This window comes from Sandarakinorhabdus sp. (genome assembly GCF_041689835.1).
Taxonomy (GTDB): Bacteria; Pseudomonadota; Alphaproteobacteria; order Sphingomonadales; family Sphingomonadaceae; genus Sandarakinorhabdus.
Genome location: NZ_JBDNFM010000189.1, coordinates 1 through 20,728 on the forward strand (window position 1 = coordinate 1; position 20,728 = coordinate 20,728).

General features: G+C 64.8%; 27 protein-coding genes. 18 read left to right on the forward strand and 9 right to left on the reverse strand.

Annotated features, from left to right (window positions below; genetic code table 11):
• From ACESL8_RS10000 to bchF, 4 genes are all read right to left on the reverse strand, one after another.
• Positions 1-1,137, reverse strand: a 1,137-nt coding sequence (locus ACESL8_RS10000) for a DUF3479 domain-containing protein (RefSeq protein WP_372918372.1), incomplete at its 3' end; no start/stop codon positions are given.
• A complete protein-coding gene (bchB, locus tag ACESL8_RS10005) occupies positions 1,127-2,749 on the reverse strand; it encodes a ferredoxin:protochlorophyllide reductase (ATP-dependent) subunit B (RefSeq protein WP_372918374.1) in 1,623 nt (540 codons plus the stop codon). The genes ACESL8_RS10000 and bchB, both read right to left, overlap by 11 nt.
• Positions 2,750-2,752: 3 nt before the next feature.
• Positions 2,753-4,039 (reverse strand): ferredoxin:protochlorophyllide reductase (ATP-dependent) subunit N, encoded by a 1,287-nt coding sequence (locus ACESL8_RS10010; protein WP_372918376.1) that lies wholly within the window; start codon positions 4,037-4,039, stop codon positions 2,753-2,755.
• Positions 4,036-4,557, reverse strand: a complete 522-nt coding sequence (bchF, locus tag ACESL8_RS10015) for a 2-vinyl bacteriochlorophyllide hydratase (protein ID WP_372918378.1) — start codon at positions 4,555-4,557, stop codon at positions 4,036-4,038. The genes ACESL8_RS10010 and bchF overlap by 4 nt, the downstream gene beginning before the upstream one ends.
• Positions 4,558-4,804: 247 nt before the next feature.
• On the opposite strand from bchF, the gene chlG reads away from it, so the two are divergent.
• The 4 genes from chlG to ACESL8_RS10035 are packed head-to-tail and all read left to right on the forward strand — an operon-like array spanning position 4,805 to position 8,896.
• Positions 4,805-5,755 (forward strand): chlorophyll synthase ChlG, encoded by a 951-nt coding sequence (chlG, locus tag ACESL8_RS10020; protein ID WP_372918380.1) that lies wholly within the window; start codon positions 4,805-4,807, stop codon positions 5,753-5,755.
• Complete coding sequence (locus ACESL8_RS10025; protein ID WP_372918382.1) at positions 5,752-7,122, forward strand: BCD family MFS transporter; 1,371 nt, start codon at positions 5,752-5,754, stop codon at positions 7,120-7,122. Before chlG ends, ACESL8_RS10025 begins: the two co-directional genes overlap by 4 nt.
• A gap of 5 nt (positions 7,123-7,127) precedes the next feature.
• Positions 7,128-8,366 (forward strand): geranylgeranyl diphosphate reductase, encoded by a 1,239-nt coding sequence (locus ACESL8_RS10030; protein ID WP_372918423.1) that lies wholly within the window; start codon positions 7,128-7,130, stop codon positions 8,364-8,366.
• Positions 8,367-8,413: 47 nt separating this feature from the next.
• Entirely contained in the window at positions 8,414-8,896 is a 483-nt protein-coding gene (locus ACESL8_RS10035; RefSeq protein ID WP_372918384.1) for a TspO/MBR family protein, read from the forward strand.
• Positions 8,897-8,953: 57 nt separating this feature from the next.
• On the opposite strand, the gene ACESL8_RS10040 is transcribed toward ACESL8_RS10035, so the two are convergent.
• From ACESL8_RS10040 to ccmA, 3 genes are all read right to left on the reverse strand, one after another.
• Positions 8,954-9,490, reverse strand: a complete 537-nt coding sequence (locus tag ACESL8_RS10040) for a cytochrome c family protein (protein ID WP_372918386.1) — start codon at positions 9,488-9,490, stop codon at positions 8,954-8,956.
• 87 nt (positions 9,491-9,577) lie between these two features.
• A complete protein-coding gene (ccmB, locus tag ACESL8_RS10045; protein WP_372918389.1) occupies positions 9,578-10,204 on the reverse strand; it encodes a heme exporter protein CcmB in 627 nt (208 codons plus the stop codon).
• The gene (gene ccmA, locus ACESL8_RS10050; protein ID WP_372918391.1) at positions 10,204-10,776 is read right to left on the reverse strand and encodes a heme ABC exporter ATP-binding protein CcmA; all 573 of its coding nucleotides are present in this window, start codon (positions 10,774-10,776) and stop codon (positions 10,204-10,206) included. Before ccmA ends, ccmB begins: the two co-directional genes overlap by 1 nt.
• Positions 10,777-10,889: 113 nt before the next feature.
• Between ccmA and ACESL8_RS10055 the strand changes: the two genes are divergently transcribed.
• Positions 10,890-11,516 (forward strand): inner membrane-spanning protein YciB, encoded by a 627-nt coding sequence (locus ACESL8_RS10055; protein WP_372918393.1) that lies wholly within the window; start codon positions 10,890-10,892, stop codon positions 11,514-11,516.
• 47 nt (positions 11,517-11,563) lie between these two features.
• On the opposite strand, the gene pspF is transcribed toward ACESL8_RS10055, so the two are convergent.
• The gene (gene pspF / locus ACESL8_RS10060) at positions 11,564-12,598 is read right to left on the reverse strand and encodes a phage shock protein operon transcriptional activator (RefSeq protein WP_372918395.1); all 1,035 of its coding nucleotides are present in this window, start codon (positions 12,596-12,598) and stop codon (positions 11,564-11,566) included.
• Positions 12,599-12,778: 180 nt separating this feature from the next.
• Between pspF and ACESL8_RS10065 the strand changes: the two genes are divergently transcribed.
• The 12 genes from ACESL8_RS10065 to ACESL8_RS10120 all read left to right on the forward strand — a co-directional run bounded on the left by ACESL8_RS10065 (position 12,779) and on the right by ACESL8_RS10120 (position 17,238).
• Positions 12,779-12,916, forward strand: a complete 138-nt coding sequence (locus ACESL8_RS10065; protein ID WP_372918397.1) for a hypothetical protein — start codon at positions 12,779-12,781, stop codon at positions 12,914-12,916.
• A gap of 113 nt (positions 12,917-13,029) precedes the next feature.
• Positions 13,030-13,707 (forward strand): phage shock protein PspA, encoded by a 678-nt coding sequence (pspA, locus tag ACESL8_RS10070; RefSeq protein ID WP_372918425.1) that lies wholly within the window; start codon positions 13,030-13,032, stop codon positions 13,705-13,707.
• A gap of 5 nt (positions 13,708-13,712) precedes the next feature.
• A complete protein-coding gene (gene pspB, locus ACESL8_RS10075) occupies positions 13,713-13,973 on the forward strand; it encodes an envelope stress response membrane protein PspB (RefSeq protein ID WP_372918399.1) in 261 nt (86 codons plus the stop codon).
• A gap of 44 nt (positions 13,974-14,017) precedes the next feature.
• On the forward strand, positions 14,018-14,206 hold the full coding sequence (locus ACESL8_RS10080; protein WP_372918401.1) for a PspC domain-containing protein: 189 nt from the start codon (positions 14,018-14,020) through the stop codon (positions 14,204-14,206).
• Positions 14,207-14,284: 78 nt separating this feature from the next.
• Positions 14,285-14,665: an envelope stress response membrane protein PspC gene (gene pspC, locus ACESL8_RS10085; protein WP_372918403.1), complete on the forward strand. Its 381-nt coding sequence runs from the start codon at positions 14,285-14,287 to the stop codon at positions 14,663-14,665.
• A gap of 12 nt (positions 14,666-14,677) precedes the next feature.
• Positions 14,678-14,947: a hypothetical protein gene (locus ACESL8_RS10090; RefSeq protein WP_372918405.1), complete on the forward strand. Its 270-nt coding sequence runs from the start codon at positions 14,678-14,680 to the stop codon at positions 14,945-14,947.
• 14 nt (positions 14,948-14,961) lie between these two features.
• Positions 14,962-15,300: a hypothetical protein gene (locus ACESL8_RS10095; protein WP_372918407.1), complete on the forward strand. Its 339-nt coding sequence runs from the start codon at positions 14,962-14,964 to the stop codon at positions 15,298-15,300.
• A 45-nt stretch (positions 15,301-15,345) separates the two neighbouring features.
• A complete protein-coding gene (locus ACESL8_RS10100; RefSeq protein WP_372918409.1) occupies positions 15,346-15,606 on the forward strand; it encodes a hypothetical protein in 261 nt (86 codons plus the stop codon).
• Between the two features lie 25 nt (positions 15,607-15,631).
• Positions 15,632-15,865, forward strand: a complete 234-nt coding sequence (locus ACESL8_RS10105; RefSeq protein WP_372918411.1) for a hypothetical protein — start codon at positions 15,632-15,634, stop codon at positions 15,863-15,865.
• A 49-nt stretch (positions 15,866-15,914) separates the two neighbouring features.
• Entirely contained in the window at positions 15,915-16,325 is a 411-nt protein-coding gene (locus ACESL8_RS10110) for a SufE family protein (protein WP_372918413.1), read from the forward strand.
• Positions 16,322-16,777 (forward strand): PaaI family thioesterase, encoded by a 456-nt coding sequence (locus ACESL8_RS10115; protein ID WP_372918415.1) that lies wholly within the window; start codon positions 16,322-16,324, stop codon positions 16,775-16,777. Before ACESL8_RS10110 ends, ACESL8_RS10115 begins: the two co-directional genes overlap by 4 nt.
• Positions 16,774-17,238, forward strand: coding sequence for a PaaI family thioesterase (locus tag ACESL8_RS10120; RefSeq protein ID WP_372918417.1), 465 nt, complete (start codon positions 16,774-16,776; stop codon positions 17,236-17,238). The genes ACESL8_RS10115 and ACESL8_RS10120 overlap by 4 nt, the downstream gene beginning before the upstream one ends.
• Here ACESL8_RS10120 and ACESL8_RS10125 read toward each other — a convergent pair.
• The gene (locus tag ACESL8_RS10125; RefSeq protein ID WP_372918419.1) at positions 17,195-18,304 is read right to left on the reverse strand and encodes a glycerophosphodiester phosphodiesterase; all 1,110 of its coding nucleotides are present in this window, start codon (positions 18,302-18,304) and stop codon (positions 17,195-17,197) included. The two genes, ACESL8_RS10120 and ACESL8_RS10125, sit on opposite strands and share 44 nt — an antisense overlap.
• A gap of 120 nt (positions 18,305-18,424) precedes the next feature.
• Here ACESL8_RS10125 and ACESL8_RS10130 point away from each other — a divergent pair.
• Positions 18,425-20,728: MG2 domain-containing protein (locus ACESL8_RS10130; protein WP_372918421.1), on the forward strand; the 2,304-nt coding region annotated here is incomplete at its 3' end.

Consider the following 20,728-nt stretch of genomic DNA (forward strand, 5'->3'; position numbering starts at 1 on the left):
AATAGCGATCATGATGGTCGATTCCAGCGGCAACAGGCCCTGACGATTGGCGCCCCATTGCTGCAACGTCTGGAATTCCACCGGGTGGGCCGAAATATAGGGCCGATCCAGCTTTGTCAGAATTTCTTCGGCTGCCTTGGCGTCGCTGAACGCCGGGCCGCCGACAAGCGAAAAGCCGGTGAGGTTGATCACGGCATCAACCGTGGCCACGCCGTCCCTCATCATCAGCGTCTCGATGGTCGGGCGCTGATCCAGCCCGCCGGCAAACCCTGGAATCACATTGAGCCCGCGGGCTTCGAGTGCACGGATCACACCATCATAATGATTGGCATCCTTGCCCAGCACATACGACCGCAGCATCAGCAAACCGACAGTGCCCACCGCACCCTGCTGGCGCGGCAAATCGGCCAGATGTTCCGACATGCGTGCCGGCAGATCCGGGTGGTACACGCCGACTTCGGGATATTCCTGCGGCGCTTCCACCTTGGCCTTGCCGCGCAAGCCCTTGCGCGGGCCAGCGGCATAGCGATCGACCAGCGCCTGAATCATCTGGAAGGCGTTGTCGTCGCTGCCGGCCAACCAATATTGCAGGGTGAGGAAATAGGCGCGCACGTCTTGCGCGGTGCCGGGAACGAATTTCAGCAATTTCGGCAGGCGGCGCAACACGGCCAATTGGGCCGCGCCGCTGTTGGGCGCACCGGTTTTGGACGTGCCGCGCAATTTCTTCAGCCAACCGAGCGGGCCCTTGGGCGGCGCGTCCATGCGGTAATCGCCCATCCGCGTCATCTTCACGACGTCGGATTGGCTCATCAGGCACACCATCGCGTCGCATTCCTCGCGGCGCGCTGTCAGCGCGTCCTTGATCATGCGGATCTGTTCATCAAGGAACAGCATCGTGACAATCACGATATCGGCGCGGGCGATGTCAGCGCGGGTGGCCTCGAGGGTGCCCGGCTTGTCCCAATCGGCAGCAGCGTGGAAGCCGATGGACACCGGCAGGCCCGATTTCTGGAAGCGCACGCGGGCGCGGTCGACGGCGCCCGACAAATGGTTGTCGAGCGTGATGATCACGACATGGCAATGATCCGGGCGCTGATCCGGTCTGGCCTGTTTCGACGGCGGAGAATCAGCGCGCATAGTGCGATTTGGCCTCGTACAAAGTCTCACGAGTGATGGTGGTCACGCCATGCTCTGCAGCATAGCGTTCAGTGTTGCGGCGAGCCTTGCCGCGCACAAAGAACGGGATTTTTCCCAATTCTGCAAGCGCTTCCGCAGTCCAGCCGCCTTCTTCTCCACTCTCTTGCAGGGAGGGTGTGCGCCCAGCGTGGGCTGTCACGTCGGCATTGCGCTCATCCGGCGCAGACGAAGAACCCTCCCCCAAGCCTTCCCTGCCAGCAGGAACAGGAGCGGAAGCGTGGCCCCCAAGGTGACTGGGCCCGGCGGCATCGGAAAATTCGAAATCATCGCGGAACATCGTGAGCAGATGTTCTTCGAGGCCCATCACCAGCGGGTGGACCCAGGTATCGAACAGCACGTTGGCGCCTTCGAAGCCCATTTGCGGGCTGTGGCGGGCGGGGAAATCCTGCACATGCACCGGCGCTGAAATCACCGCGCACGGCAGGCGGAGGCGCTTGGCGATGTGGCGCTCCATCTGGGTGCCCAGAACCAGTTCCGGGGCGGCGGCCTCGATGGCTTCCTCGACGCTGAGATAATCGTCGGTGATGAGGGGTTCGACCCCGTATTTTTCAGCAGCGGCACGCAGTTCGCGGGCGAATTCACGGTTGTAGCAGCCAAGGCCGACGACCTTGAATCCCAGTTCCTCGGTTGCCACACGAGCAGCGGCCACGGCGTGCGTGCCGTCGCCGAAGATGAAAACCCGCTTGCCGGTGAGGTAGGTGGAATCGATCGACCTTGACCACCAGCCCATGCGGCCCTGATCGATATCGGCGGGCACCGCGATGCCGGCAGCGGCGCACACTTCGGCAACGAACTCGCGGGTGGCGCCAAGGCCGATCGGCACGGTCTTCACTGTTTTCTGGCGGAAGGTCCGCTCCAGCCAGGTGCACGCTTGCGCGGCGATTTCGGGATACAGGCAGATGTTGAAATCGGCCTCGCCGATGCCGGCAATATCGGCCGGGCTGGCGCCCAGCGGTGCAGTCAGGTTCACATCGATGCCCAGATCGGCCAGCAGCCGGGTGATTTCGGCCACATCATCACGATGGCGGAAGCCGAGCGCGGTGGGCCCCAGCAGGTTGGCGCGCGGCCGGCGCGGGCCGTTTTCACCCACCGCCGGCGGCGGCAGCCTTTCCTTGTCGGCCAGCGTGCGCACGATCTGATAAAAGGTTTCCGACGCCCCCCAATTTTCCTTGCGGCTGTAACTGGGCAATTCCAGCGGGATCACCGGGCACGGCAGGCCCATGGTTTGCGCCAGGCCGGCCGGATCATCCTGAATCAATTCGGCGGTGCAGCTGGCGCCCACGATCATCGCCTGCGGCCGAAAGCGATCATAGGCATCACGCGCCGATTTCTGGAACAGTTCGGCGGTGTCCTTGCCCAGATCGCGGGCCTGGAAGGTGGTGTAGGTCACCGGCGGGCGATGGTCCCGCCGCTCGATCATGGTGAACAGCAGATCGGCATAGGTGTCGCCTTGCGGGGCGTGCAGCACATAATGCAGCTCGCGCATGCCGGTGGCGACGCGCATGGCCCCGACATGGGGCGGGCCTTCATAGGTCCAGACGGTGAGCTGCATCGGTTACACCTTCAGCACGTCACGGCGGTGGAGCGGACGCGCGAACAGCTCAGCGAGATCGCCCGCCTGTTCATAACCATGGATCGGCGAAAAAACGAGCTCGATCGCCCACTTCGTCGTCAGGCCTTCCCGCTCCAGCGGGTTGGCAAGGCCCAGCCCGCAAACCGTGAGATCGGGACGCGCGGCACGGACCCGGTCGAGTTGCTTGTCGACATCCTGGCCTTCGGAAATCATCGTGCCCGGAGGCAGTGCTGCAAGCTCGTCGATCAAATGGCCCTTGTGCAAATACGGCGTCCCGACCTCGACCAGCTCCATGCCGAGCTCTCCGGCCAGGAAACGCGCCAGCGGCACTTCGAGCTGGCTGTCCGGCATGAAGAAGATGCGCTTGCCGGCCAATTTCTCGCGGTAAAGCGACAGGCCCTTGCGGGCGCGTTCGCGCGGGCCGGAAATCACCTGCTCGAAACGGTCTTGCGGCACGGCAAAGGCTTGCGCGGCGGCGTGCAGCCAGGCGGTGGTGCCTTCGGCGCCGAACGGAAATAATGCCGGCAGATGCTCCGCTCCGCGCTTTTCAAGCGCTGTGCCGGTTTCGGCAAGAAAGGGTTGAGCCAACAGATATTTGGTATTGGGGCCGACACCCGGCATCTGCCCCGCCCGGCGCGCCGGCAACGAGACCACGTTGCTGATGCCAAGTTCGCGTAGCAGCCGGGTAAGCTGGTCTTCAACGATGTCGGGCAGGCTGCCGACAAGCATCAACTGGTGATCGTCCGAGGACGGCAGATCGGGTGCCAGTGCGGCAAGGCAGGCGTCTTCGCCTTGCGTGAAGGTCGTTTCGATGCCGCTGCCCGAATAGTTGAGCACGCGCACGTTCGGCCCGAAGTTGCTGTTGAGGCGCTGCGCCGCGCGGCTGAGATCGAGTTTGATCACTTCGGAGGGGCAGGAGCCGACAAGGAACAGTAGCTTGATATCGGGCCGGCGGGCGAGCAGGCGGGTGACAACCCGGTCCAGTTCCTCGTTGGCATCGGCGAGGCCAGCCAGATCCTTTTCCTCGATGATGGCGGTGCCGAAGCGCGGTTCGGCAAACACCATAACCCCGGCTGCCGATTGCAGCAGATGGGCGCAGGTGCGGCTGCCGACAACAAGGAAGAAGGCATCCTGGATTTTGCGGTGCAGCCAGATGATGCCGGTCAGTCCGCAAAACACTTCGCGCTGGCCGCGTTCGCGCAAGATGCCATCAGCACCCAGCGGCGGCGCATCGCATCCCGACGCGGGGGCGGGGCAGGCGGCGCTCATGCCGCTTGCGCCACCAAGGTTTCGGCCGCGCCAACCGTGTCCGTTGCGGCGTAAACAGCCGGCTTGGCGACCGGGGCCGACAGCCTGGCCTGGCGCAGCTTCCAGACGAACTGCCCGGCGTTGATCACATAAGCAAAATAGGCGGCGAGCGCGGTGGCAAACAGCACGCCATCATCGGCGATGCCGGTGAACAGACCGAACACGTAAAGGCTGTGCAGCACGATCACCAACATCGAAAACACATCTTCCCAAAAGAAACTGTCATGAAAAAGATACTGGCCGAAAACGACCTTCTCCCAGATCGCACCAGTGATCATGATCGTGTACAGCGCGATTGTCTTGATAACGACCGACCACACCGCCCAATCATGATTGCGGCCATTGTTCAGATAGTCCAGCACCAGATAGAGGCTCACGCCGAAGATCAGAAATTGCACCGGTGCCAGCAGGCCCTGCACCAGCGTCCACTTGGAGCTGTCCCGCCGAACCCGTTGTTCGGGCGTATACAGCGGCCGCATCTGACCATCTGTCGCTGTAATCGTCAAACCGCCTGACCCCTCAGTCACGTGAAAATAGCTTATCAGCCAAGCCCCTTAAGTCAACCAGATTTCATGACAAACACGTAATGTTGGTTCGGCGGAGCTGGCCGGAAAGCGGTGCCAAGGCAGCGGCGGCGGCCGGAAGCAGCCAGTAACAACAACTTGTGTGTGCATCGCGGGCTGTCGACGTTGACGCCCAATAGCGGTCAAGACTAGTTTGCGGCGCATGGAACAAATCCCCCCGCCTGTGGCCGCTGCGCCGCCGCCGCGCGTTGGCATGCTGCCCAACATGCTGCCCAACATGCTGCCCAACATGCTGCCGCGCGACGTGCTGGAACTGATGAAGCCGGTCACCTGGTTTCCGCCGATGTGGGCTTTCATGTGCGGCGTCGTTTCGTCGGGCGTCCCGATCAGTGGTCGCTGGGGGCTGCTGATTGCCGGCATGATGCTGGCCGGGCCGCTGGTGTGCGGCAACAGCCAGGCCATCAACGACTGGTTCGATCGCCATGTGGACGCCATCAACGAACCACAGCGCCCCATCCCGTCGGGCCGCATCCCGGGACGTTGGGGGCTGTATATCGCCATTATCGGCACGATCATCAGTCTGGCCGTCGGTTTCATCATCGGGCCGGTCGTGGGCGTGGCCACCATTGTGGGCGTCGCCATGGCGTGGGCCTATTCGGCGCCGCCGCTGCGGTTCAAGGCCGATGGCTGGCTGGGGCCGCTGGTGTGCGCCGGCGCCTATGAAGGGGTGAGCTGGTTCACCGGGGCTGCGGTCATGGCCGGCGGCGTGCCCGACAGCCGCATCATGTGGGTGCTGTGCCTGTACGCGCTGGGCGCGCACGGCATCATGGTGCTGAATGATTTCAAGGCGGTGAAGGGTGATGCCCAGTCCGGCGTCAATTCGCTGCCGGTACAATTGGGAATGCGCAACGCCGCCGAGGTCGCCTGCTGGACGATGGCGCTGCCGCAGGTGGCGGTGATCATCCTGCTGGCGCGCTGGGGGCTGCACTGGCCATCGGCGATGGTGGCGTTTTCGCTGGCGATGCAGGCGGTGCTGATGCAGCGCTTGCTGGCAGCGCCCGCGGCCAACGCGCCTTTCTACAACGCCACCGGCACAACCCTGTATGTGCTGGGCATGCTCGCCGCAGCCTTTGGCCTGGCCGAAATCGTATGAGCACGGCGCCGCCGCCGCTGGGCTGGGCCGGCATCGTTCGGCTAGGGCTGGTACAAAGCGCGCTGGGCGCGATTGTCATGCTTGCCTCCAGCCTGCTCAACCGCATCATGGTGGTGGAATATGCCATGGCCGCTGCCTTGCCGGCCGGGTTGGTGGCGTTTCATTATGGCGTGCAGCTCTCGCGCCCCAAATGGGGCCACGGATCGGATAGCGGCTGGCGGCGCACGCCGTGGATTATCGGCGGCATGGCCGTGCTCGGCGGCGGCGGCCTTCTTGCCACGCTGGCCACCACGCAGCTGGCCGGCCCGTTCTGGCCGGTGTTTGCCGCGCTGGTGCTGGCCTATGCAATGATCGGCATCGGGGTCGGCGCGGCCGGCACCTCGCTGCTGGCGCTGCTTGCCGCCCGCACCGCAGAAAACCGGCGCCCGGCTGCGGCCAGCCTGACGTGGATCATGATGATCGTCGGCATCGTCATTTCAGCTGGCGTCGCCGGCGCGCTGCTCGATCCCTTTTCGCCAACGCGGTTGGTGCAGGTCGCGGCCGGCGTGGTGGTGGCGGCCTTCACCGTTACATGCGCGGCGATGTGGGGTGTCGAAGGCGCGCCGCAAGCCGAGGCAAAGCGGGACACTGCCCCGTTTGGCAAAGCGCTACGCGGCATTTGGCAAGACCCCCTCACCCGGCTGTTCAGCATCTTCGTGTTCTTTTCGATGCTGGCATATTCCATGCAGGATCTCATCCTCGAACCGTTTGCGGGCCTCGTGTTCGGCATGACGCCGGGCCAATCCACCAGCCTGTCGGGCGTGCAGCACCAGGGTGTGCTGGCCGGCATGATCCTGGTGGGTGTGGGCGGCCATGCCTTTGGCGGGCCAAAAGGGCCTCGAAATGGATTTGGCGCCGGGATGCGGCTCAAGCGCTGGATTGTGCTGGGGTGTGTGGCGTCGGCGATTGCGCTGGGCCTGCTCGCGCTGGCAGCGCGCGCCGGGCCGGGCTGGCCGCTGACGATCAATGTGGCGGCGCTGGGCTTTGCCAATGGCATGTTTGCCGTGGCAGCCATCGGTTCGATGCTGGAGCTGGCGGGGCGAAGCGGGCCCAATGGCGAATACAGGAACCACGAAGGCATCCGCATGGGGGTGTGGGGGGCAGCGCAGGCGGCCGCCTTTGGCATCGGCGGGTTTGTCGGCGCATTTGCCGTTGATCGGCTGCGCGCTGCCACCGGCGCCGATGGGCCTGCCTTCGAAATTGTTTTTGCCGCAGAATCCGTGCTGTTTCTGCTGGCGGCGGGCATCGCTTTCAGGTTGAATGACCGTATGGTAATTTTGGCGGGAAATCCTGCGGGCAGACAGACAACAGCAGAGGTGGCGGCGTGACCGAGATGTTCGACATGGTGGTGGTTGGCGGTGGGCCGTCGGGGGCGACGGCAGCCAACGATCTGGCGCTGGCCGGGCACAAGGTGATGCTGCTGGACCGCATGGGCCGCATCAAACCGTGCGGCGGTGCGGTGCCGCCGCGCCTGCTCAAGGATTTCGACGTGCCAATCGATCTGTTGTGCACCACCGCCAACAGCGCCCGCATGATCAGCCCGGCAGGCCGCGAAGTGGACATGCCGGTGGGCGAAGGCGGCTGGGTTGGCATGGTCGATCGCGACGTGTTCGACGAATGGCTGCGCGCCCGCGCGGCAACCAATGGCGCCGATCGCCGCGACGGCAGCTTCGAGGGGCTGGAGCGCGAGCCGGATGGCACCGCCGTCGTCCTGTATCGCCCCAAGGGTGCCGATCGCGGTTCGGAGCCGGTGCGGGTTCACACAAAAATGCTGATCGGCTGCGATGGCTGCAATTCGGCCGTGGCGCGCGCCGCCCTGCCCGATGAAAAACTGCCCTTCGTTGCCGCCTATCACGAGGTGGTGGAAAGCCCGCCGGAAGGCTTTGGCGGCTTTGCCGGCAATCGCTGCGACGTGTTTTACCAAGGCAAGCACAGCCCGGATTTTTATGCCTGGGTGTTCCCGCACGGTTCCAAAACCAGCATCGGCACCGGTAGCGCGGTGCAGGGCTTTGAGCTGCGCAAGGCCGTCACCGCCCTTCGCACAGAGCTTGGCCTGACCGAAGACAAGTGCAAGACCGTTCGCGTCGAAGGGGCACCGATCCCGCTGCGCCCACGCAAGAAGTGGGACAATGGCAAGGATGTGGTGGTTGCCGGCGACGCCGCCGGCTGCGTGGCCCCGGCCAGCGGCGAAGGCATTTTTTACGCCATGACCGCCGGGCGTGAAGCCGCCAAGGCTGCCGCCGAAGCGCTGGTCAGCGGCGATGCGTCAAAGCTGGCGCTGGCGCGCAAACGGTTCCTGAAGGCGCACGGCACGGTGTTCCGCGTGCTCGGCATCATGCAATGGTGGTGGTATCGCAGCGACACGATGCGTGAAAAATTCGTCAAGCTGTGCATGGACAAGGACATCCAGCAATTGACCTGGGAAGCCTACATGAACAAGGAACTGGTGCGCAAAAAGCCGCTGGCCCACGTCAAGATCTTCCTGAAAGACAGCGTGCAATTGTTGTCGGGTTTGCTGTCGGGCGGCGGCACGCGTGAAGGTGACAACGCCGGCAAACGAGGCCAGCTCTGATCGGCCGGCAGGCAGGGCGTTCGGGCAAACCCGGGCGAATGGGGCGCATGGCCGAATCGCCGTGGGTGCTGCCCGCCGCAATTGCCGCAGTAGCCGCGACGTTCACCGCGGCGGTGGGCGCCACCATCACCGATATCGGCCCGTGGTATCTGGCACTGAAGCAGCCCGATTGGGCGCCGCCCAACTGGCTGTTCGGCCCCGCCTGGACCATCATCTTCATGCTGTGCACCTTTTCCGGCACCACGGCATGGTTGTCGGCGCGCAGCAGCGCCGCGTTCGAAGCGATCGTCGGTCTGTTCGCGCTCAATGGCTTGCTGAATCTGTTGTGGAGCTTTCTGTTCTTTCGCTTGCATCGCCCGGATCTCGCGGCGCTGGAAGTGGGCGTGCTGTGGAGCAGCATTGCCGCCCTGAACATCGTGCTGTGGCGCATTTCCCGTCCGGCGTCGCTGCTGCTGCTGCCCTATCTGGTGTGGGTGGGCTTTGCCGCCATGCTGAACCGGGCCATCGTCGAATTGAACGGGCCATTCTGAACCAGGCGCAGGCGCCGTGCCAAGGCCGGCGCCGCTTCGGGCGCCGGCCCCCAGCGTTTATGCCTTGGTTTTCAGATAGGCGATCACGTCTGCACGGTCCTGCGCGTTTTTCAGGCCGCCGAACGCCATGCGGGTGCCGGGCATGAACTTTGCCGGGGCTTCGAGATAGGTGAACAGCACGTCTTCGCTCCAGATGACGCCGCTTGCCTTGTTGGCCTTGCTGTAATTGAAGCCGGGGATCATGCCGGCGGTGCGGCCGACCAGGGCCCACAGCGACGGGCCGACACGGTTCTTGCCGGCTTCGGCAACATGGCAAGCCTTGCACTGGGCAAAGACCTTCTCACCCTTGGCTGCATCGCCCGTGAGTGAGGCATAGGTGACGGCCGCGGCCGGTGCAGCTGCGGCAGGGGCGGCGACAGGAGCGGCGACAGGAGCGGCTTCGGCGGTCGGCACAGGTGCTTCTGCAACCGGCGCGGCGGGAGCTTCGACTGCCGGCGACTGGGCGGCAGTGGTTTCCGCCGGCTTGTCAGCGCCGCCGCAAGCAGCAGTGAACAGGGCAGCGAACGTGAGGCCGGAAAGGGTGAGGACGCGCACGAGGCAATGCTCCATTCCAAAATTGCAGGAAGGCAGTGTTTACCACGACGCCGCATTTCCGGCCAATGAACCGCTGCAACCTGGCGCTTATTCGGGGCGGAGCGCCGCCGCTGCTGCAAACGGGCTGACCGCCAGCGCCACCAGGCTGGCCGCCGCCAGCAAACGGAACGCGCCGGCGACATCGCTGCCCACGCCGAAGATCAGCACCGGCAGCGCCAGTGGCAGCACGATCAGCCCGGCCAGCGCGCCGCCGCCCTTGAGCCCCGCTGTCAACGCGGCGGCGACCACGGCCAGGCTGGCCAGTGCCGGGGTGCCCAGCGCCAGGGAAATGGCGATTCGCGCACCGTCATCGGCCGACAGGCCGAGCAGCACGCCGGCCACCGGCAACGCCGCCAGCAGCGGTACGGCAAAGCCAATCCAGTGGGCGACGATGCGCGCCGCGCACGCCAGTTCCAGTGCGATGCCGCGCGCGATCAGTTGATCGATGCTGCCGTCCTCCACGTCAGGGGCGAGCAGGGTTTCCACCGGCAGCAGGCTGGCGAGCAGCGCCGAAACCCAGATGATGCCGGGCGCAATGCGCGCCAGCAGGCGGGCATCGGGGCCGACGGCAAAGGGAAACAGTGCGGCGGCCAGCACGAAAAACATCACCGGCAGCCACAGCGCCGGAGAGCGCGCGATGAGCAACAAATCGCGGCGAAGCAGCAGGAAAAACATCAGCCGAGCCGCAATTGCGCTGCGCCATCAAGGCCGATATCGCCGTGAACAGCTGCCACAATCAAGCCGCCCGTTGCCCGATGGCGGCCCATTGCAGCCGCCAGCAGGCCGGCGGAAGCCGCGTCGAGCCCGGCGGTGGGTTCATCGAGCAGCCAGCAGTCCGCCTTGGCCGCAATTACCCGCGCGATTGCAGCGCGGCGTTTTTGCCCCGACGACAAATACCGGCACGGCACATCCGCCAGCCCGGTCAGGTTCATCGCCGCCAGCGCTGCCGGCAGCCCATCGCGCCCGCCGTCCAGCCGTGCCCAATACGCAAGCTCCGCCCCCAGCGTCTGGCGCGGTTTCAGGGCGACATCATGCCCGGCAAAGGCCCGGCGGCCGCCGCCGCTCACACTGCCGGATTCGGGCCGCAACAAGCCGGCCAGCAGCCGCAGGAGCGAGGATTTTCCGGCGCCGTTCGGCCCGGTCAGCAGCAGCGCACCGCCCGGCTGCACCCGTGCCGAAACAGCGTCAAACAGCAGCCTCGTGCCGCGGCGGCAAGCCAGATTGTCGATCACGAGCGCGTCCACCACAGCTTTGGCTTAATGGCTCTGTGCCGCTTCGTCACCCCCCGGATGCAGCCTGCGGCACAGCGCGTGACGGGCGGTGGGTGACGGGCGGCGCGCAATTGGCTATCACGGCTGCCATGCCGCCTGCACCCGATCGCCCGAAATTGTCTTCCACCGCCCGCATGGCCATAAATTTCGGGCCGCTGCTGCTGTTTTTTGGCGCCAGCAAGCTGGGCAAGGCGCTGTTTGAACGCGGCCAACTGCCAGGTCTTGCCGATGCCGAGGTGGCCAGCGCCGTGGTCGGCACGGCGGTGTTCGTGGTGGCCAGCCTGATCGCCGCGCTGTGGCACTGGGGAAAGACCCGCCACCTGCCGGCCGCAATGGTGTTCACCACGGTGATCGTCGTGCTGTTTGGCGGGCTGACGATCTGGCTGCAAGACAAGGCTTTCATCCAGCTCAAGCCCAGCATCATCTATTGCGTGTTTGCAGCGCTGCTGGTGGGCGGACTGGTCACGGGCCGCCCGACGCTGCAACTGGTGATGGGCGAGGCGCTGCCTGGCCTCACCGACACCGGCTGGCGCCTGCTCACCCGCAACTGGGCGATTTTCTTCCTCACCTTGCTCGCGGCCAACGAAGTAGCGCGGCGCTATCTGAGTTATGATGACTGGCTCAGCTTTAAGGTTTGGGGGGTCACCGCGGCGGTGTTCGTGTTTGCCATCGCGCAGGGGCCATTGCTGGCGCGCCATGGGCTCAAACTGGACTGAACGCCGGTCTGTTCCCAGCGTCTGTTCCCAGAGTCTATTTCCAGAGTCTACTCCCCGAGCAGCCCATGCCGGTTCAGCGCGTGGCGCAGCTGATCATAGCTGAGGTTCAGCGCGGCGGCGGTGCGGCGCTGGTTGTGCCGGTGGCGTTCCAGCGCACACTCCAGAATGTCCTTTTCATAGGCCGAGACCGCGCCGCGCAGATCATTGACGCTGTCGAGTTTGGGCGCGGGCATCGCCGCGGCTTCGTCAACCGGGCTGATGCTGGGCGCGGCACTGATTACTGCGTGCCCGCTGTTGCCGCGCGGCCGCCACGGCGATTCAAACGGGTCGATCACCAATTGCCCGATCGGCCGATCGGCATCGCCCCAGCGATACAGTGCCCGTTCGATCACGTTTTTCAGTTCGCGCACATTGCCAGGCCAGTGCCAGGTGGCCAGTTGTTCCTGTACCCGCGCCGTGAAGCCGGGAAAACGCGGCCAGTTCAGTTCGGCAGCCATGCGGCGAGCAAAATGCTGCGCCAGCACATCGATATCTTCGGCCCGTTCGCGCAGCGGCGGCAGGGTAATGACCTCGAAGCTGAGACGGTCGAGCAAATCGGCACGAAAGCGCCCGCGCGCCACCAGGCCGGGCAGATCCTCGTTGGTGGCACCCACCAGCCGCACATCAACCGTCACTTGCTTGTTTGAACCCAGCCGGGTGAGTTCGCCATATTCCACCACGCGCAGCAGCCGTTCCTGCGCCTGGCTGGACAGCGTGCCGATTTCGTCGAGAAAAAGGGTGCTACCGTCGGCATCCTCGAAACGCCCGGCCCGCGCGCGCTGTGCCCCGGTGAAGGCGCCGGCTTCATAGCCGAACAATTCAGCATCGATCAGATTTTCCGGCAGCGCCGCACAGTTGAGCGACACCATCGGCTGCGACCAGCGCGGCGACAGGCGGTGCAGGCGATCGGCAATCAGTTCCTTGCCGGTGCCGCGCTCACCGATCACCAGCACCGGACGGTTCAAGGCCGCCGCGCTCGACGCCCGCTCGACGGCATCAAGGAAGCTCAACGAGCTGCCGATCATCTGGGCGGGAGAGGCCATGCGACGAGTTGGCACATTATCCCAATACTTGGCAATTCCTGCCGCACAAAATAATTGTGGCGCCAATGTCACCCGTTATTTTTCAGCATGTTACATGGAATCGGTCACTTGGCACGACCCCTGCAGTAGACTTGGCATGAGCGGCACAGCCTGCTGCCAGACAAATCAAGGAGAGACGAAATGAGCACCATGATCCTGAACTTCGGCCGCAACACGATGGCCCTGATGGCCGCGCTGCTGATCGGCACCGCTTTTGTTGCCGCCGCCACTGGCCCTGCCATGGTGACGCCGACCGTGAACAGCGATATTGTTGCGTGACAATCGCGGCGGTGGCCGGGGTCCTGATTCCACTGAATCGCCCCATCAAGCCGGAACCGGCCCCGGCCAATACGCTGCACAGAAACATTTTCGAACGTCTGGAGATACGACCGATGGGCATTTTTTCCCGAACGCGTGACATCATCGCCGCCAACGTGACCGACCTGCTGGAACGGGCGGAAGACCCTGCCAAGATGATCCGCATGATCATCATGGAGATGGAGGAAACGCTAGTTGAAGTCCGCGCGTCCGCAGCCCGCACCATCGCCGACATGAAGGAAATGAAGCGCGCCACGCTCAAGGCGAGCCAGGCTGTGCAGGATTGGCAGGACAAGGCCGAACTGGCGCTGTCGAAAGGCCGCGAAGATCTGGCCAAGGCCGCGCTCGTGGAAAAGAACAAGGCCAAGGGCTTCATCGACACCACCCAGGTGGAGATCGATCTGCTCGGCGAGACGCTGTCACTCAACGAAGCCGACATCGCCAAGCTGGAAGGCAAGCTGCGTGAGGCGCGCAATCGTCAGAACGCACTGATCAACCGCATCGAAAGCGCCACCCAGCGTTCAAAACTGCGCGAAATGATCCGCGGACCGCGCGTCGAAGAAGCGTTCAGCCGCTTTGAAGTGCTCGAACGCCGCGCCGACATGGCCGAGGGCCGCGCCGATGCGCTGAACCTGGCTGATGGCAGCGGTGCCCGCAGCCTGGATGACGAATTCGCTGCCTTGGCTGGCAACGATGAAGTGGACGCCGAAATCGCCGCCATGAAGGCGCGCCTCGGCAAGTCGGAGGGCTGATCATCATGGAAAACCTCGTTCCCGTTGCCGTCGTCGGCATGTTGTTCATCGGCTTGCCCGGGCTCATTCTCCACTATCTGACCAAGTGGAAAAGCCAGACCGGCATCAGCCAACAGGATGAAGCGCTGCTGGATGAACTGCACGATCTCGCTCGCCGGCTGGATCAGCGCATCGACACCGTCGAGCGCATCATCGCCGCCGATAATCCCAATTGGAAGGATAGTCGGCTCGCCGATCTGTCCGAGCAACGCCGCCAGCTGCGCTAAGCCGGTACTTGTCCCCAATATTGTCCTCAAAGGAGGCCGACATCATGAGCCGCCAATTTCTCGTCAACAAGACCCAAGGCAAAGTGTTGGGCGTGTGCGCCGGCATCGCCAATTATTTTGGCTGGGATGCCACGCTGGTCCGCATCGGGTTCGTCGCTGCCGCCGTGTTCGGCTTGGGCTCCCCGGTGATCTTGTACTTGCTGATCGCGCTGATTGCGCCCTCCGCCCCCTGATCGCCTTTGCCCCATCGACCCGCCCAGACCCACCACTCTGGCGCGCTCGTCCGCGCTGGCCAAAAGGGAACCACTGAAATGTCTGAAAGCCGCACTCGTTTTTACCTCGACAAACGCAACGGCAAGATCATGGGCGTTTGCGCCGGCATCGCCGATTATTTCGGCTGGGATGTCACGCTTGTCCGCATCGGCTTTGCAGTTGGCGCCATCATGGGCGGCGGTTCCACCGTCCTGGCCTATCTGGCCATCGGCTGGATCGCCAATGCCAAGCCGAACGTGCTGTACGATCAAAGCCCCGAACGCGTGGAATTCTGGCGCGATGTTCGGGTGCAGCCCAAACGCACTCTGCGCGATGTGAATTCCCAGTTCCGCGACGCCGATCGCCGCCTGCGCGACCTCGAATTTCACCTGACCAGCGACAGCCGCCAGTTGGCTGACGAAATCGAAAAGCTGCGCTGAGGAGAAGCCATCATGAGCTGGAATTACATGGTCCCGATCCTGGTTTTCATGATCCCGATTGTGGCCATCCTGTCGAGTGTGGCCAAACGCTGGATCAAGCTGAAAGAGCGCCAGTTGGACGTGGCAACACAGCACACCGCCGAAAGCGCGGCACAATACGCCAGCAAGATCGCCACGCTGGAGGAGCGCGTCGCCGTGCTCAACCGCATCGTCACCGACCGCAACGAAGGGTTGACCGCGCAGATCGAAGCGCTGCGCGACGAACCCAAGAAATTGAATTGAGGGGCGCATTTCAGATGGCAATCAATCCTGAAAATTTGCAGATCGTCGCAAGCCAGTTCGCGCCGGTCATCGGCGGAGTCGGCTTTGCCGTTGTGGTGGGCTGGGTCATCACCACCTGGCTGAAGATCAAGAACGGTTATCCGCTCGAAAGCAGCTGGGGCAAACCGCTTCACCCGAACGGCGGCGGCGAAGCGATGGAGCGTGTCCGCCTGATCAGCCAGGAAAACGCCCAGCTGCGCGCCGAACTGGGCAGCCTGAAAGACCGGATGGCCGTGCTGGAACGCATCGCCACCGACAAACCCAGCATGCTGGCCGCCGAAATCGACGGCCTGAAAACCAAACAATTGAATTGAACTGCACGAACCACGCCCCCGGCTGGTTTTGAGAGGACGATGATTATGAACCCGTTTGAAATGGTCGTGCTGATCGTCGCGATCGTCGCGATCGTCACGATTGGCAGGGTCCTGTCCAGCCGTTACGGCGGCAAGGATCAGCGCCGCGCCCTGAAAGGCGAAATGCCAGCCGCCGACACCGGCGAGAGCCTGCGCCTGAAATCCGAAGTAGCCCGCCTCAATGATCGCATCCACGTGCTGGAACGCCTGGCCACCGATCCGGCCAAGCGGCTTTCCGACGAAATCGAATCGCTGAAGCACGATTGAAACAACACACCCGAGGAGACGCACCATGCCCCCGGCCCAATCCCTCCTGATCCTGTCTGCCGCCGCCCTGATGGGCCTCGCCATGCTCGGCACGCTTGTTGCCTGGGGCTGGTCCGGCTGGCTGCGCCTCAAAACGCGCGAGCTTGATGCCCGTCCTTCCGGCCCCGAACTGCCGGCGGTCAGCCAGCGTATCGACCTGGCCGACCTGAAGGAACGCATCCGCAAGCTGGAAGCCATCGCTGCGGGTGTGGATCTGTGACGTCACGGGCCTTGACCGCAGCCCACTCACCCCCGCATGGGCTGCGGTCATGGCCATCACCACTTTCGCTGATGTCGAGGCCGAATTTGATGCCTTCGACGATTGGGACGACCGTTATCGGTTGATCATCGCGCTGGGCCAAGCCCTGCCGGCGATGGAACCTGCGCTGAAAACCGACGCCAACAAGGTGCGCGGCTGTGCATCGCAAGTGTGGCTGCACCCGCACCGCGACGGCAACGTGCTGCGCTTTGCCGCCGACAGCGATGCCGCCATCGTCAAAGGGCTGGTGGCGCTGGTGCTGATGCTGGCCGATGGCCGCGCGCCCGCCGATATCGATGCAGCCGCGATCAAGGGGCGGCTGGACGGGCTGGGCCTGTCGAAACATCTGTCATCAAACCGCACGCAAGGGCTGGCTTCGATGATCGGGCGCATCGATGCGTTGGCAAAGGTTTCGGCATGACCAGCGATTTTGCGCAGCAGGTCAGCCAGTTCATGGGGCCGTTTGTGGGCCGCGTGCCGCACAACAAGCAATTGGGCCTGCGTTTCATCCGGGCCGGCGATCGCTGGGTGGAACTGCAATTGCCGTTTGCGCCGCATCTGCTGGTCGATCCCGAACACGGCATCTGGGCTTCCGGCCCGATCATCACCCTGATGGACACATCGGTGGGCATGGCATCGATGCTGGCGCGCGGCGCGTTCGAGCCCCACGCCACGCTGGATTTGCGCACCGATTATGTGCGCAGCCCCAAACCGCAGGCCACCGTGACGGCGCGCGGCGAATGTTACCGGATGACGCGGCAGATCGCTTTCGTGCGCGGCCTCGCCCACGACGGCGACCCCGATGATCCGATCGCGCATGTCGCCGGCACATTTATGTTTGCCGCCTCCAAACTGGCGGGAGGCTGGCAATGACCAGTCCGGCGCTTGCCACCGCGTTGAAACAACAGTCCGGACGGCTTGATATGCTGCCCTATGCCGCGTTCCTCGATCTCTCGTTCGAACGGGTGGACGGCGAACTGCAATTGGTGATGCCGTTTGCGCAAACCTTGATCGGCTCGCCGGGGCGGCTGCACGGCGGCGCGATTGCCGGCCTGCTCGAACTGGCCGGCCTGCTCACGGTGATCGCCGCCCAGCCCGAAGGCGAAGCGCTGCCGCGCGTGCGCCCCGTGACGGTGACGGTGGATTTCATGCGCGAAGGGGCGGCCCACGAAACCCGCGCCAGCGCCAGCATCACCAAATTGGGCCGGCGCGTGGTGAATGTTCAGGCACAGGCGTGGCAGGTGAAAGATGGGCAGGGATCGCGCGACAAGCCCACCGCAGCCGCGCACATCAATTTCGTGCTGGATTGGCCCGATCAGCCGAAGGAGCGGTAGACGCCGGGGGCGCCAGTGCCCTGACCGCCGCCGCTGTGGAATCGCTGAACAGGCCGTCGATTCCGGTGGCCAGATAGGCGCGGATTTCGGCATCCACATCGCCCGGCTCACGCGGATCGCTGCCGGATTTCAGGCATTCGGGCAGGAAATAATTTTCCGGCCGGAATGTGTAGGGGTGCACCTGCAGCCCGGCCGCATGCGCATCGGCAACCAGGCTGGTGGGCGTGCCCAGCCGACCATCGGCGGCGCGCGGGATGATCATCGCCTTGTCCGGCCCAATGCCGGCGGCGTATTGCGACACATTCTTCAAACCCGCAGGCGCGGCCAGCGCGGCATAATCATACCCATCGGCGGATTTGCCCGCGGCCCCCATCAGCTGGATCAGCCGCACGCCAGTCAGGCTTTTAAGCGCCTTGAGATTGTCCACCTCGAAGCTCTGGATGAACACCGGCGCGGCCGCCGTCGTCCAGCCGGCCTGCGCCAGCGCCGCCAGCAGCACCGGCTCCAGCGGCAGGCCCAGTGCACGGAAATAGCCGGGATGCTTGGTTTCGGGATAGATGCCGATGGCGCGCCCGGTGCGCGCCGTGGCGGATTTGGCCAGTGCGATGATTTCCGCCAACGTCGGGATTTCAAACTTGCCGTCGAATGCAGTGTTGCCGGGGCGCAGCTGCGGCAGACGTTCGCGCGCGCGCAGCGTCTTCAGCTCCGCCAGGGTGAAATCTTCGGTGAACCAGCCGGTGAATGTCTCGCCGTCGATGGTCTTGGTGGCCTTGCGCGCAGCAAATTCCGGCCGGCTGGCAATGTCGGTGGTGCCGCTGATCTCGTTTTCGTGGCGGGCAACAAGCTGGTGATCTTTCGTGGCCACCAGATCAGGCTCGATGAAATCCGCCCCCTGTTCAATGGCGCGTTCATAGGCGGCCAGCGTGTGTTCGGGCCGTTCGGCGCTGGCACCCCTGTGCGCGATGATGATCGGCGGGGCCGGCGGGGCCACCGGCAGGCCGGCTGGTTTCAGGGGAGCAGCAGCCATCAGCAGCAACACCATCGGGGCAAGAATGAAGCGGACCATCGATACCGCCTAACCGTACAGCATGACAGGAAAAAGGCAGCTCGGGCCGAAAGCGCCAACAGCCCGCTTTTGCCGCTGCTTCTGCTTGTTGGCTCTGGGCTTTCCCGGCAAGCTGCTGTTGTGCCGATTCCGCCCCACCTGCGCCTGATGCTCGCCATGATGGCGGGCGGCGTCGTGATTGTCGGGGTGGTTGGCGCGCCGTTGATCGGTCAACCCCGCCCCGGCGTGGCCAGTTTTTCGCCCGAAGGCCGCGTGGCCGCACCGCGCCAGATCGTCGTACGCTTTGCCACACCGATGGCAGCGCTGGGCGGCGATGCGCCGGCGCCCATTGTTGGCGCGTGTGCGGCGGGCGCCGCCGGCCGTTGGCTCGATCCGCAGCGATACGCCATTGATCTGCCGGCGCCGCTGCCGGGCGGGCGGGCGTGCAGTTTTGCCCTGGCGCCCGGCCTGCAGGATCTGGCGGGCCGCGCATTGCCGGCCGCCGGCCCTTTCCGTTTCACGACGCCGGGGCCAAGCCTGCGCGCCATCGCGCCCGAATATGAGGAACTCGCCGAAGATCAGGTGTTCCTGATCGCCAGCGAAGCGCCGCCCACCCCGGCCAGCCTCGCCGCGCATGCCGCCTGCCTGATCGACGGCGTCGGCGAAAAAATCCCGCTGGATGCGCTGCCTGACAGAACGCGGGACGCCATCATCAAGGGTTCGCGCGGCAACTGGAACCTGAACTGGTTCCTCGAACAGGCCGGCTGGCGGCCGGCGCAAGACGGCGAACCGCGCACCCGCGCCAGCATCACTGCCGCCAAATGCCGCCGCTCGCTGCCGCCCGGCGGCAAGGTGACAATCTTGTGGGGCGCGCAGATCGCTGCCGCCAACGGTTTGACCGCCGGCGCGGACTGGCAACGCCGCTTCAGCGTGCGCCAGTCCTTCACAGCGCGCATCGAATGCACGCGGGTCAATGCCGGCGCGGCCTGCTCGCCGCTCGATTCGATCCGCATCGCCTTCACAGCGCCCGTGCTGCGCGCGGCGGCGTTGCAGGCCAGGCTGGTGGGCAGCGACGGCCGCGCCATTGCACCTGAAACGCCGAAAGACCGCGCCAACACGCTGCAGGAATTGCGCTTCAAAGGGCCGCTGCCTGCCCGCGCCAGCTTCAAGGTGACGCTGCCCGCCGCGTTGGCAGACGACAGCGGCCGCCGCCTGACCAACGCCGCGCGCTTCCCGCGGGCCATCGCGACCGCGGATTATCCGCCATTGGTCAAGTTTGCCGGCAGCTTCGGAATATTGGAAGCGGCGGAGGGCGGCGTGCTGCCGGTCACCCTGCGCGGCGTCGAAAATCCGTTGCCGGCCAGCGCACTCAATTTACCGGCGCGCACCATCACCTCCACCGACGATGCCGCGATTGCCAGATGGCTGCGCGCGCTCGACGCGGCGGCAGAGCGCAGTTTCCGTAGCGAGCCGCTGGCGGGCGGTGACAGCCGCAGCGTGGAAACCACCGGCAGCCAGCCGCTGATCCCCGCCGCCAGGCCCGCCCGCCGCTTCACCGTAACGCGCAGCCCGGACGGCGCCATGCAGGTGGTGGGCATCCCGCTTGCGACCAAGGGTTTTCATGTTGTTGAAATCGCCTCCCCCCGGCTCGGCGCGGCGTTGTTGGGGTCAGGGCACGTGCGCCATGTCGCGGCCGGCGCGCTGGTCACCGATATGGCGGTGCATTTCCAGTGGGGCGACGGCGCCAGCCTGGCGTGGGTGACGCGGCTGGCCGATGCGGCACCAGTGGCGGGCGCAGCAGTGCGCGTGTCGGACGGCTGTTCGGGCAAATTGCTGTGGCAGGGCAAAACCGACCCGCAGGGCCGCGCCAATATCCTTGCCAGCATCCCCGCCGTTTTGCCGCGCCCGAGCAGTTATACCGACTGCGAACGCGGCGCGGCGTCGCCGTTGTTCATTTCGGCGCGTACGGCCGGCGATTACAGTTTTGCCCTATCGAGCTGGGGCAGCGGCATCCAGGGCTATGATTTCAATATCCCCACCGGCGACGCGCAAAGCGGCGCATTGGCCCACGCCGTGATGGACCGCACGTTGGCGCGGCCGGGCGAACGCATCAATTTCAAGCTGTTCCAGCGTACGGCCAACGATGCCGGGTTTGCCCGCGCCGCCGCGCCCGGCCAGACGCTGGTTGCCCGCCACTGGGCCAGCGATACCAGCCTGCCCGTGGTGCTGGATGCCGGGCGAGACGGGGGCCGCGATGCGGTCGGCCGTGTCGATCTGCCGGCCACCGCCCCTGCCGGCGATTGGGAATTGCAATTGAACAGCACGGGGCAGGAGCAGCGCGCTGTTGGGCGGTTCCAGGTGGAGGAATATCGCCTGCCAACCAGCCGCGCCAGCATCAGCGGGCCAAAGGCCATTCCAGTGGCGCCGCGCGCCCTGCCGCTCGAT